The sequence below is a fragment of the Nevskia sp. genome (assembly GCF_021732705.1).
Classification (GTDB): Bacteria; Pseudomonadota; Gammaproteobacteria; order Nevskiales; family Nevskiaceae; genus Nevskia.
In genome coordinates this window covers 211,274-223,522 of record NZ_JAKFUM010000003.1, presented here as the reverse complement: position 1 = coordinate 223,522, position 12,249 = coordinate 211,274, and the positions used below count along the sequence as shown (strand labels likewise).

The following is a 12,249-nucleotide window of genomic DNA, read 5'->3' as shown; positions in this document are numbered from 1 at the left end:
AACCCTGACATGGAAGCGTTCTGGGCGGTCGTCGACGCCATCAACAACACCCTGCTGTCGGCGCCGATGCTGATGGCGCTGCTGCTGATCGGCCTGCTGTTCTCGGTCTGGACCAAGTTCTGCCAGTACCAGTCGCTGACGCACGGCATCGCGCTGGTCGCCGGCGAGGGCATCGACACCTCGCACGGCGAAGGCGCGCTGACGCACTTTCAGGCGCTGACGGCGGCGATGTCGGGCACGGTCGGCCTGGGCGCCATCGCCGGCATGGCGATCGCGGTCGATTTCGGCGGCCCGGGCGCGATGTTCTGGATGTGGGTCGTCGGTCTCGTCGGCATGGCGCTGAAGACCAGCGAAGTGACGCTGTCGCTGCTGTATCGCGATACCTCCGAGCCGGGCAATCCGCACGGCGGCGCGATGTACGTCGCCCGCAACGGCCTCGGCGAGCTGTTCGACAAGATGGGCCGGCCGGGCCTGAAGCCGTTCGGGCGCTTCATCGGCGGCGCGTTCTGCGTGTCGCTGCTGCTGTTCGCCTTCACCGGCGGCAACATGTTCCAGACCTGGAGCGTGGCCGACACCACCCGCGAGTACTTCGGCGTGCCGACCTGGATCACCGGCGTGATCCTCGCGACGCTGGCCGGCATCGTCATCCTCGGCGGCATCCAGCGCATCGGCAACGTCACCAAGACCTTGGTGCCGTTCAAGTGCGGCGTCTACGTGATCGCGGGTCTGTACGTGATCCTGCACAACTACGAGCAGCTGCCGACGCTGTTCGGCCTGATCTTCGAAGGCGCGTTCTCGCATACCGACGGCGTCGGCGCGTTTGCCGGCGGCACGCTCGGCACCGCGTTCATGTGGGGCATGAAGCGCGCACTGTTCTCGTCCGAAGCCGGCCTGGGCACCGCGCCGATCGCCCATGCCGCGGTCAAGACGCCGGAGCCGGTGACCGAAGGCGTGGTGGCCGGGCTCGAGCCGTTCATCGACACCATCTTCGTCTGCACCGTGACCGGCCTCGTCGTGCTGTCGACCGGCATCTGGAACCGTGCGCCCGCCGCCGTCTGGTCGACCCCGCCGGCGATGGTGCAGACCGCGCAGGGCAGCTGGGCGCCGGATCTGGCGACGATTCCGGATCAGTCCGGCCCGACGCAGGAAGCCTGGAAATCCGGAGCGCCGGTGTTCGTGATGGTCGAAGCAGGCGGCGCCCGTCAGCGCCTGTACGGCGTGCTCGGCGACGATGCCAAGGCCATCGACTGGACCCCGGTGGCGGCAGCCGTCGCCCCGACCGTGCTCGACGGCGGCGTCTACGCCGACTATCGCGGCTCCACGCTGGTGGCCAAGGGTTTCGACAGCGTGCATCCGGGCCTCGGCCGCTGGCTGATCACGATCGCGGTCTGGGTGTTCGGCCTGTCCTGCATCATTTCGTACGGCTACTACGGCGAGCAGGGCGTGATCTACCTGTTCGGCCAGGCGTCGGTGCAGCCGTACCGCGTGCTGTGGTGCGTGGCGGCCGCGGTGGCGACGTTCGGCTTCATCAAGACCTCCGGCCAGCTCGACGCGATCTCGACCGTCGGCCTGGGCTTCATGTACCTGATCAATCTGCCGCTGCTGCTGATCCTCGGCAGTCGGGCGATGGCGGCCTACCACAGCTATTTCCGTCGGCTGGCGGACGGCTCGATCCGGCGCTGACCGGCGGCGACACCGGCGCTGCGGGCCGCGTGTGCCCCGGCGCCGGCACTTGAACGGCGCGGGCAGCGACTACACTGTGCGTCTTCACGTGCCGACCGGCGCGCTGCCCGACCCCGCCTGGACTGCATGAGCAAGACCCACATCGATACCGCGCATCGCGCGGCTGGCAAGACCGGCGTGCTGCTGATGAATCTCGGCTCGCCGGACGCGCCGACCGGGCCGGCGATCCGTCGCTATCTCGCGCAGTTCCTCGGCGACCCGCGTGTGGTCGAACTGCCGCGCCTGCTGTGGCTGCCGATCCTGTACCTGTTCATCATCCCGTTCCGTCCGAAGCGGCTGGTCCATGCCTACGGCTCGGTGTGGATGGAAGAGGGCTCGCCGCTGCTGGTGCATTCGAAGCGGCAGGCGGCGAAGCTGAGGCTGGAACTGGCGAAGCGCTACGGTCAGGACGTGCCGGTGGCACTGGCGATGACCTACGGCAATCCGAGCGTCGAGAATGCGATCAGCGATCTCGAAGCGCAGGGCGTGCGCCGCATCGTGCTGATGCCGCTGTATCCGCACTATTCCGGCTCGACCACGGCCGCCTGCTTCGATGCGGTGTTCGAGGAAACGCGCAAGCGCCGCTGGATGCCGGAACTGCGCACGATCAGCGCGTACCACGATCACCCGGCCTACATCGCCGCACTCGCCAGCAGCGTGCGCCGCAACTGGGCCACGCACGGCCGCAGCGAACACCTGCTGATGTCGTTTCACGGTGTGCCGCAGCATTACGTGACCAATGGCGACCCGTATTACTGCCAGTGCCAGAAGACCGGCCGCCTGCTCGCGGAAGCGCTGGAACTGCCGAAGGATGCCTATTCGATCAGCTTCCAGAGCCGCTTCGGCAAGGCGCCGTGGGTGCAGCCGTACACCGATCAGACGATCCGTGCGCTGGCCGGTCGCGGCGTCAAGTCGCTCGACGTGATCTGCCCCGGCTTCTCGGCCGACTGCCTGGAAACACTGGAGGAAATCTCGATCGGCTACGGCGAGGAATTCCATCAGGCCGGCGGCCAGACGTTCCGCTACATCGAGGCGCTGAACGATCACGACGAGCACATCGACGCGATCGGCACGATGCTCGACGCCCATCTCGCCGGCTGGCTGATGCCGGTGCCGGCAGCCGAGGAAGGAAACATCCGCGTCGCCCGCGCGGCTGCGCTCGAAAACGCGTTCTACGGCCGCGCCGCCGGCTGAGATCCGTCGCCGGCGCTGCTGGGGCGCCGCGGCGACCCTGTCAGCGCGTCATCAGGAACTGCACGCTGACCCGGCGGCCGCTGCCATCGCGACGGCGGGCATCGCTGACGGCATCGATGCGGATGCGCGACGCCGGGATGCCGGCGGCGACCAGTGCATCGCGAATCGCGGCACTGCGCAGCCCTTCGAGGATCGACTTCTCCTCGATGTGGTAGTGCCCGGCCAGCCGCAGCATCGTGCCCGGCATGCTCGCCAGCCGCGGCTGCACCTCGGCCGCCAGCGCCAGTACCCGGCCACGCGCGGCGGCGGTCAGCGTGGCGGAGTGCGCGTCGAATCCGATCTCCGCCAGTGACTCGGCAACCTCGACCGCGCCCGGCACATGCGGCTGCGGCGCGGGGGTCGATGCCTCGATTGCGGGTGCTGACGACGATGCGGGTGCTGACGACGATGCTGGTGCCGGCGCTGACGACGGTGCGGGCGCTGGCGGCGCGGAAGGCACTCTGGCCACCGTCGGCGCAGCTGCCGGAGCCTGAAGCTGCGCCGGAGCCGGCTTCGGCGCAGGCGTGACCGGGCGGGCAACGGGCGCACTGGACGGCGGCGTGGCCGTGCGCGGCGAAGCTTGAGCGGTCGAACGATTCGCAGGCTTGCCCGGCACGGTCGACCCCGGTTCGCAACCGCGGCGATCAACCCGTTCGCCGAGTGCCGTCGTCGGGCACAGGTCCAGCCCGTTCGCGATGCCGTCGAAATCATCGTCCAGCGCGCAGCCGTCGCTGTCGACCACCGCGCGCTCGTCGGTGTACGGGCAGAGGTCGGCAGCATCGGAAACGCCATCGGCGTCGGCATCGCCGGCAATGCCGCAGCCGTGGCCGTCGACCGGCTCACCGGGCAGGCTGTACGGGCAGTCGTCGTGCTCGTCGGAAACACCGTCGGCATCGCCGTCGACCACCAGAACCGGCTTGGCACCCGCGGCCATCGATCCGGCGATGAGTCCGACCAGGACCGCGGCTCGGCTTCGGGTCCAGACGGCGCCGGACGACCCCAGAGGCTGCTTCATTCAGACGATCCGGCAGGGAAGTGGCGTTCGAAGTACCACGCTTTTCGCGAATGTAACCGAATCGCCCGCTTGGCGGCAGGAACGGCGTGGCCGCCGTTCCGGCGCTGCATTGAATCCCGCGCCGCCGTCCCCATGACCTTGCATCCAGCGCCACGCAGGCGGCGGTTCGCGCGGCGATCGCGCCCGCGAGCCAGCCGTCGCTGCCGAAGCTCATCCTCCGATTGCCGCAGCACCGGCCTCCCGGCCGCCACCCGAACGACAAGACGCATCCATGCAAGACCTGCTGCTGCAATACGGCCTGTATCTGGCCAAGACGCTGACCTGGCTGCTGGCCATCGGCGCGTTGATCGTGCTGATCGCCAACCTCGTGCGCGAAGGCCGAGGGCCGGTCGGCGAGCGGCTGGAGGTCAAGCATCTGAACGAACGCTATCGCAACATGGCGGACGTTCTGAATCTCGACCTGATGGACGAGTTCGAGCACAAGGCCGAAGAGAAGAAGCGCAAGGCCGAGGAAAAGGCCAGGCGCAAGGCGGCGAAAGCGGGCGAGGAACCGGTCAAGCCACGCCTGTTCGTGCTCGATTTCGATGGCGACATCGAAGCCTCGCAGGTCGCGGCACTGCGCGAGGAAGTCAGCGCGCTGCTGCAGGTGGCCCGCCCCGATGACGCGGTGCTGGTGCGGCTGGAAAGCGGCGGCGGCATCGTCCATTCGTACGGTCTGGCGGCGTCGCAGCTCAAGCGCATCCGCGATCGCGGCTTCCGCCTGCAGATCGCCATCGACAAGGTCGCAGCCAGCGGCGGCTACATGATGGCCTGCGTCGCCGACGAGATCGTTGCCGCGCCGTTCGCGGTCGTCGGCTCGATCGGCGTCGTCGCGCAGATGCCGAACTTCCATCGTCTGCTCGACAAGAACGCGATCGATGTCGAACTGCACACCGCCGGCGAATACAAGCGCACGCTGACCATGTTCGGCGAGAACACCGACGCCGCGCGCGCCAAGTTCAAGCAGGAGCTGGAAGAAATCCACCAGCTGTTCAAGAACTTCGTGTCCGACAACCGGAAGTCGCTGGTGATCGAGAAAGTCGCCACCGGCGAGCACTGGTACGGCCTGCAGGCGCTGGAACTGGGCCTGATCGATCGCATCCAGACCAGTGACGATCTGCTGCTGGAAGCGGTCAAGACGCGCGAAGTGTTCGAAGTGCGCTACCGCGTCAAGCGCGGCCTGCGCGAGCAGCTGATCGGCACGCTGACCCGCCTCGCCCGCCTTGGCGTGTCCGGCAAGTGGGGCCCGGCGGGGCGCGTTCAAACCCTTTCGGCGCTTGATGCATCGCGCTGGAGCGGGTCTCGCTGACGCTGTCGAGATTGCGTACCGATGTGAAGCACCGGTGAAACTTGCGGCGCGGCGCATGGTCGTACCGCCACGTTCACACCGAACGACAACAAACACACCCTCCAGGACACCACCCAGATGAACATACGCTCGTTCATGAAAACGGCCGGCGTCGCGACTGCCGCCGGTCTGCTCGCCACGATGGCGACGCTGAGCCTCACGACGATTGCCCCCGCGCCGTCCCAGGCCGACATTCCCGCGCCGCTGCTCGCGCAGGCCGTGCAGGGTCAGGTGCCGTCGCTGGCACCGATGCTGAAGCCGGTGCTGCCGGCCGTCGTCAACATCGCCGTCGTCGGCAAGGCGCAGCCGGAACAGCAGCAGAACCCGCTGCTGAATGACCCGTTCTTCCGTCGCTTCTTCGACGTGCCGGACGGCCAGGGACCGCAGCAGCAGCAGCCACGCGAAGCGCCGCAGGCGATCGGTTCCGGCGTCATCGTCGATGCCGCCAAGGGCTACGTGATCACCAACAATCACGTCGTCGCCGATGCCGAAAAGATCATGGTTCGCCTGAACGATGACCGCGAGATTCCGGCGAAGCTGGTCGGCACCGATCCGGCCACCGACCTCGCCGTGCTGAAGATCGAGACGAAGAACCTGACGGCGCTGAGCATCGCCGATTCCGACAAGCTCGAAGTCGGCGATTTCGTCGTTGCCATCGGCTCGCCGTTCGGCCTGCGCCAGACGGTGACCTCGGGCATCGTCTCCGGCCTCGGTCGCCAGGGCCTCGGCGAAGGCTATGAAGACTTCATCCAGACCGATGCCTCGATCAACCCGGGCAACTCCGGCGGCGCGCTGATCAACCTGAAGGGCGAACTGGTCGGCATCAACAGCCAGATCCTGTCGCGCTCGGGCGGCAACATCGGCATCGGCTTCGCGATTCCGACCAATCTGGTCAAGAGCGTGATGGCGCAGCTGATCGAGAACGGCGCGGTGGTTCGTGGCCGCATCGGCATCCAGGGCGGTCAGGAACTGACGCCGGAGCTGATCAAGGCGTTCAAGATTCCGGATGGCAAGGGCGCGCTGATCGGCAAGATCGTGCCGGACTCCCCGGCCTCGAAGGCCGGCCTGCAGGATGGCGACGTCGTGGTCGAAGCCAACGGCAAGCCGATCAAGGACTTCGCGCAGCTGCGCTATCTCGTCGGCCTGCTGAAGATCGGCGACAAGGTCAACCTGAAGATCTTCCGCGACGGCAAGCCGAAGGAGGTCACCGTGGTCGTCGGCAAGAACGTCGACGAAGCCAAGGCCGCGGCGGACAACCTGCATCCGGCGCTGAAGGGCGCAACGTTCGGCGCGCTGGCCGGCCCGGCTGCCGAAGCGGCGCGTGCCGCTGGCGTCAAGGGCGTGCTGGTGTCGAACGTCGATCCGCGTTCCGTGGCGGCGAAGAATGGCCTGCGTCCGAATGACGTGATCCTGAGCGTCAACCGCTTCCCGACGCCGACCGTCGCCGAGTTCGAGCGACTGGCCTCGCAGAAGGATGGTCAGCTGTTGCTGCAGGTGCTGCGCGGCAGCGGCGCGTTCTACCTCGTGGTCGAATAAACCGGGCAGCGGCACCGTTTTCCCGTGCCGATGACGCGGGCGTTCCGAAAGGGACGCCCGCGTTATACTTTTTGCGCCACGTTCCTCCGCTCGCCATGCTCCAGACCGAAGTCGTCCAGCTCGAAGAAAGAGTGCAGCGCCTGATCGCGGCCTACCGGCAGGAACGTCTGGAAAAGAAGCGGGCGCTGCAGGAGCGTGATCGCCTGCTGGCGCTGAACGCCGAACTGAAGCGGCGGATCGAAGGTGTGGTCGAGCGCATTCGCCAGCTCGAATCGGACCCGAACGGATGAGCCGCGCATGAGCAATGCCCCCGACAAGACGGACACGAAGCCGGAGCCGTTGACCGTCACCGTGCGGATCATGGCGCGTGAGTACACCGTGACCTGCCCGGCCGAGGAACACGAGGGGCTGGTCGCATCCGCCGACTATCTGAACGAGCGGATGACGGCGATCCGCCGTCGCGGCAAGGCGCTCGGTGCCGAGCGCATCGCGGTGATGACCGCCTTGAACCTCGCCCGCGAGCTGCTGACCCTGAAAGGCAACCCGGCGCTGGTGCGGCCGGATCAGGACAGCATCGACAAGATCACGCAGATGTCGGCCGACATCGACCAGACGCTGAACCAGGCCGACTGAATCCGTGTTGCGCAACACCGGCTCCAGCCGCCGAACGGCCGTCGCCGCAGGTTGAACAAATCATCACGAAAGCCCTTGCAAACGCGCCTTTCGTGCTAATGTTTGGACGTGTCTCCTGCAGTGTTCGACGTCTGTTTGAAACCCTTGAGCCTAATTGCAATGCAAAGGGAGCCTCAACAGCGTAGGGAGTGCAGGCCCGCCTTGCAGCGGGAAGCCCGAATACATTGTCCGGCCCCCACTTGAGACCTCCGTCTCAAGGTCAGAACGGATGACGGCACAGGTGGGAGACACCCTTCTTGATACCGCAGCGCGCAAGTCCGCGCTGCGTCGCGAGCTGCGCCAACGTCGCAGCCGCATTGCCCCTGCAGACCGTGCCAGTGCCGCGCGCCATGCCGCGCGGCACCTGCTGCAAGCGCTGCCGCCGCGCTGCCGGATCGCGATCTACCTGTCGGTGCACTCCGAACTCTCGACGGAGCCGCTGCGTTCGGCACTCGCGCGTGCCGGCCATCGTGTCGCCGTCCCGCTGACCTTGCGCGACTGGCGCATGCGCTTCGTGCCGATCACAACCCACTCGCCGGTGCGCTGCCGTGGTTCGCTGCGGCTGCCCGAACCGGTGACGCGGCGGCATCTGCGCGGCGCGAAAGCCTTCGACGTGATCCTCGTGCCGCTGCTCGGCTTCGATGCCGCCGGCGGCCGGCTCGGCAATGGCGGCGGCTATTACGACCGGGCTCTGGCCGGCCCGCGCATCGGCCATCGGCCACAGCGCATCGGCTACGCTTACGCCGCGCAGCAGGTCGACGAGCTTCCGATGGAACGCTTCGACATCCGGCTCGACGCCGTCGTCACCGAGCACGGCCTGCGCCGCTTCCCGAAGTCCTGAATTCCTGCAACCCAAGCCCTTCGACGCCCTTTTGCCCGCGATGAACTACTGGCTGATGAAGTCCGAACCGGACTGCTTCTCGATCGACGATCTGAAGTCCCGTCCGAAGAAAACCGAAGCCTGGGACGGCGTGCGCAACTACCAGGCGCGCAACTTCATGCGCGATGGCATGACGGTCGGCGACGGCGTGTTCTTCTATCACTCGAACTGCGAGATTCCCGGCATTGTCGGCCTGGCCACGATCGCCTCGACCGCCTACCCGGACCCGACGCAGTTCATCGCCGATCACGAGCACTACGACCCAACCGCCAAGCCCGAAGAACCGCGCTGGCTGCTGGTCGACGTGAAGTACCAGCGCAAGCTCAAGCGCACCATTTCGCTGGCGGAACTGAAGGCTCAGGAAGATCGTCTGCCGGGCTTCCAGCTGCTGATGAAGGGCAACCGCCTGTCGATCATCCCCGTGCGTCCGGAACACTGGGACTACATACTCTCGCTCGAATAGCGCGGAGCCCTGCACCGGCCGTCATCGCCAGCCCGCCCGAAGCGCCAGCGCCCTGCCTGTCCCGGGCGCAGCCCATGGGAGTGCCGCATGCCGAACGCCGAACTGCTGTCGTTTCTGGTCGCTGCCGCCGCCCGGCTGTCGGGCTATCCGGAGATCCCGGTGGATGCCCTGCCGCCGGTCCGCGTGGTCTCGGTCGACACCATCGCCCGCGCCATTTGCCCGGACGAGCCGAAAGGCTGCACCGGCATCGCCGCGACGTTCGAGACCGAGTCCTACGAGATCATGATCCGGGATTCGCTCGATCTCGAAGACCCGGCCGACAACTCGTTCCTGCTGCACGAACTCGTGCACGTCATGCAGTGGAAGGCGCGCGGCGACGACATCTTCAAGGACTGCCCGACCACGCTGAAGACCGAAGGCGAGGCCTATCGCGCGCAGAACGCCTACCTCAAGCGCGAGGGCCAGTTCCTGCGCTTCGGTGAAATGCTGGCGTACACCCAGTGCGCCGAAGACACCGGCACGCTGTTCCCGCGCGACGCGATGGCCGCACCGGACACGCTGACCCAGCACAAGGACCCTGAGCTGATGCTCGGGCCGCTGCCGTAGCAAGCGCGCGGCCGCGGGCGCGCCTCAGCCGCCGATGAACAGCTTGTACGCCGGATTCTCGCTTTCGTCGTGATACTCGTAGCCGAGCGCATCGAGCGTTCGGCGGCACTCGGCGCGTTCCTTCTTCGGCACCTGCAGGCCGCACAGCACGCGGCCGTAGGCGGCACCGTGGTTGCGGTAGTGGAACAGCGAGATGTTCCAGCGGCTGCCGACAGCGGACAGGAAATCGGCCAGCGCGCCCGGACGTTCCGGAAACTCGAAGCGGTACAGGCGCTCGTCGACGATGCCCTGCGCACGGCCGCCGACCATGTAGCGGACATGGACCTTGGCCATCTCGTCGTCGGTCAGGTCGGCAACCTGATAGCCATCGGCGCGCAGCGCCTCGATCGCCGCAGTGCGCGCGCCGTGATCGTCGAAGTGCACGCCGGCGAAGACGTGCGCTTCGCGCTCGCTGGCGTAGCGGTAGTTGAACTCGGTGATCGGCCGACGGCCCAACTGCTTCAGGAAGCGCTTGAAGCTGCCGGGCCGTTCCGGAATCGTCACCGCGAGCAGCGTTTCGCGGCCATCACCCAGTTCCGCGCGCTCGGCGATATGGCGCAGGCGGTCGAAGTTCAGGTTGGCACCGCTGATGGTCGCCACCAGCGTCTTGCCGGTGGCACCGGTCTGCGCCACCCACTTCTTGATGCCGGCCACCGCCAGCGCGCCCGCCGGTTCCGGCAGCGAGCGGTTTTCGGCGAAGACATCGCGTATCGCGGCACAGATCTCGTCGACCGAGACCCGCAGGCAGGCATCGACGGTTTCGCGGCAGACGCGAAACGGCTCGGCACCCGCCTGCCGCACGGCCACGCCATCGGCGAACAGGCCGACCTGCGGCAGCTTCACGCGCCGGCCCGCTTCCAGCGCCTGCGCCATGCAATCGGAATCGTCCGGCTCGACGCTGATCACCTGCACCCCCGGCCGCACCGCCTTGATCCAGGCCGCGACACCGGCCAGCAGGCCACCGCCGCCGGTGCAGACGAACACGGCATCCAGCGCACCATCCGGGCCGATCTGCTCGAGGATTTCCTTCGCCACGGTGCCTTGCCCGGCGATGACATCGGCATCGTCGTACGGCGGGATCATGGTCAGGCCCTTGCTTTCGGCCAGCTCGGCGGCGTGGGCCGCGGCGTCGTCGAAGGCATCGCCATGCAGTACGATCTTGCCGCCGAGCGCGCGCACCGAATCGACCTTGACCGACGGCGTGGTCCGCGGCATCACGATCCACGCCGGAATGCCGAGCCGCCGGGCCGACAGCGCCACGCCCTGCGCGTGGTTGCCGGCAGACGCGCAGATCACGCCGCGCGCGCGCAGCGCCTCCGGCAGTTGCACGATGCGGTTGTAGGCGCCGCGCAGCTTGAACGAGCGGACCGACTGCGTGTCCTCGCGCTTCAGCAGCACACGGTTTGCCAGCCGGGCCGACAGCTTCGGCGCCGGTTCGAGTGCCGACACGATCGCCACGTCGTAGACCCGGGCGCGCTCGATCCGGGCGCGGTAGTCGGCGAGCAGGCGATCACGTTCGCTGGACTTCGCCGACGGCTTGCCAGCGGACTGCGCCGTGCCGTGCGCGGACGGCTTGCCGGGCTGCTGGCGGGCCGCCCGCGTGGCGGTCTTGGCCGCGGGCTTCGAAGCGGGCTTGGCGGAGGCGGGCGGGCTGGAATCGGTCACGGTTCGATCGTCGTCGCTGGGGCGGGCCTGCGCGCGAGCGGCGCAGCGGTCGCGGTTTCGGGGCGCGTATCATACCGTCCGCTCCCGCCGCCCCCGGCACGCCTGCCCCGATCGCTTCGCGCCCGTGACCGCTCCGATGACCCCAGCCCCCGCTCCCGCCGCCTTCGACCAGATCGCCTTCATCGGCGGCGGCAACATGGCGGCCAGCCTGATCGGCGGCCTGATCGCGGCCGGCCAGCCGGCCACGACGATCCGCGTGTCCGAGCCGGATGGCGAACGCGCCGCCGCGCTGAAGGCCCGCTTCGGCGTCGTGATCGCCGCCGACAACGCCGCCGCCGTGCACGGCGCCGACATCGTCGTGCTGGCGACCAAGCCGCAGCAGGTGGCGAGCGCGGTGCAGGGCCTGCGGCTGGCACCGGCGGCCACGCTGATCTCGATCTGCGCCGGCGTCCGCATCGCCACGCTGCACACGCTGCTCGGCCAGGGCGACTGGCACGGCGCGATCATCCGCACGATGCCGAACACGCCGGCGCTGTTCGGCGCCGGCATCACCGGCCTGCATGCCTCGGCCGGCGCCACGTCGCGCGCGAAAGCGCAGGCGGAAACCGTGCTCGGTGCGGCCGGCAAGGTCTGCTGGGTCGCTTCGGAAGCGCTGATGGACGCGGTCACTGCGGTATCCGGCAGCGGCCCGGCCTATTTCTTCCTGCTGACCGAAGCGATGGCGGAAGCCGGCATCGCCCTCGGGCTGACCCCAGACGATGCGCAGGCGCTGGCGCTGCAGACCTTCATCGGCGCCGCGAAGATGGCGGAAGGTACGGGTACCGATGTCGCAACCCTGCGCGCGCAGGTGACCTCGAAGGGCGGAACGACGCAGGCCGCACTCGAAAGCCTTGAAGCCGACGGATTCCGCCGCATTCTCGGCACGGCGCTGGTGGCGGCCAACCGGCGCGGCCGCGAGCTTGGCGATGAACTCGCCGCCGCGGCGTCCCCTTGATCACGACCGGGTCGGGCCGCGATCGCGAACCGATCAC

12 protein-coding genes and 1 other RNA gene are annotated in these 12,249 nt (G+C 67.9%); 11 read left to right on the top strand and 2 right to left on the bottom strand.

Translation table 11 applies throughout. The features are described from left to right. The first annotated feature begins 9 nt into the window (after positions 1–9). Together QZ951_RS03315 and hemH are read left to right on the top strand one after the other, a co-directional pair. Complete coding sequence (locus QZ951_RS03315; RefSeq protein ID WP_292998527.1) at positions 10–1,683, top strand: sodium:alanine symporter family protein; 1,674 nt, start codon at positions 10–12, stop codon at positions 1,681–1,683. A gap of 126 nt (positions 1,684–1,809) precedes the next feature. Beyond that, positions 1,810–2,916 (top strand): ferrochelatase, encoded by a 1,107-nt coding sequence (hemH, locus tag QZ951_RS03310; RefSeq protein WP_292998525.1) that lies wholly within the window; start codon positions 1,810–1,812, stop codon positions 2,914–2,916. 40 nt (positions 2,917–2,956) lie between these two features. Here hemH and QZ951_RS03305 read toward each other — a convergent pair whose 3' ends face one another. Further along, on the bottom strand, positions 2,957–3,970 hold the full coding sequence (locus QZ951_RS03305; protein WP_292998523.1) for a thrombospondin type 3 repeat-containing protein: 1,014 nt from the start codon (positions 3,968–3,970) through the stop codon (positions 2,957–2,959). A 271-nt stretch (positions 3,971–4,241) separates the two neighbouring features. Here QZ951_RS03305 and sohB point away from each other — a divergent pair, with 271 nt between their 5' ends. The 8 genes from sohB (at position 4,242) to QZ951_RS03265 (ending at position 9,514) form a co-directional block, all read left to right on the top strand. Beyond that, a complete protein-coding gene (gene sohB, locus QZ951_RS03300; protein ID WP_292998521.1) occupies positions 4,242–5,318 on the top strand; it encodes a protease SohB in 1,077 nt (358 codons plus the stop codon). Positions 5,319–5,435: 117 nt separating this feature from the next. Beyond that, positions 5,436–6,893 carry a DegQ family serine endoprotease gene (locus QZ951_RS03295; protein ID WP_292998519.1) on the top strand — a complete coding sequence of 486 codons (1,458 nt, stop codon included), beginning with the start codon at positions 5,436–5,438 and terminating at the stop codon, positions 6,891–6,893. Between the two features lie 95 nt (positions 6,894–6,988). Continuing rightward, a complete protein-coding gene (locus QZ951_RS03290) occupies positions 6,989–7,183 on the top strand; it encodes a hypothetical protein (RefSeq protein ID WP_292998517.1) in 195 nt (64 codons plus the stop codon). A gap of 7 nt (positions 7,184–7,190) precedes the next feature. Next, complete coding sequence (locus QZ951_RS03285) at positions 7,191–7,526, top strand: cell division protein ZapA (protein WP_292998515.1); 336 nt, start codon at positions 7,191–7,193, stop codon at positions 7,524–7,526. A 109-nt stretch (positions 7,527–7,635) separates the two neighbouring features. Beyond that, a non-coding RNA gene (gene ssrS, locus QZ951_RS03280) (6S RNA) lies at positions 7,636–7,817 on the top strand. After that, entirely contained in the window at positions 7,807–8,406 is a 600-nt protein-coding gene (locus QZ951_RS03275) for a 5-formyltetrahydrofolate cyclo-ligase (RefSeq protein WP_292998513.1), read from the top strand. Before ssrS ends, QZ951_RS03275 begins: the two co-directional genes overlap by 11 nt. Positions 8,407–8,446: 40 nt before the next feature. After that, positions 8,447–8,908 (top strand): EVE domain-containing protein, encoded by a 462-nt coding sequence (locus QZ951_RS03270; protein WP_292998511.1) that lies wholly within the window; start codon positions 8,447–8,449, stop codon positions 8,906–8,908. A gap of 87 nt (positions 8,909–8,995) precedes the next feature. Continuing rightward, positions 8,996–9,514 (top strand): DUF6647 family protein, encoded by a 519-nt coding sequence (locus QZ951_RS03265; RefSeq protein WP_292998509.1) that lies wholly within the window; start codon positions 8,996–8,998, stop codon positions 9,512–9,514. A gap of 24 nt (positions 9,515–9,538) precedes the next feature. Here the strand turns inward: QZ951_RS03265 and ilvA are convergent, their stop codons facing one another. Continuing rightward, on the bottom strand, positions 9,539–11,059 hold the full coding sequence (ilvA, locus tag QZ951_RS03260; RefSeq protein WP_292999047.1) for a threonine ammonia-lyase, biosynthetic: 1,521 nt from the start codon (positions 11,057–11,059) through the stop codon (positions 9,539–9,541). A 295-nt stretch (positions 11,060–11,354) separates the two neighbouring features. Between ilvA and proC the strand changes: the two genes are divergently transcribed. Continuing rightward, positions 11,355–12,212: a pyrroline-5-carboxylate reductase gene (gene proC, locus QZ951_RS03255; protein WP_292998507.1), complete on the top strand. Its 858-nt coding sequence runs from the start codon at positions 11,355–11,357 to the stop codon at positions 12,210–12,212. The last annotated feature ends 37 nt before the right edge of the window (positions 12,213–12,249 follow it).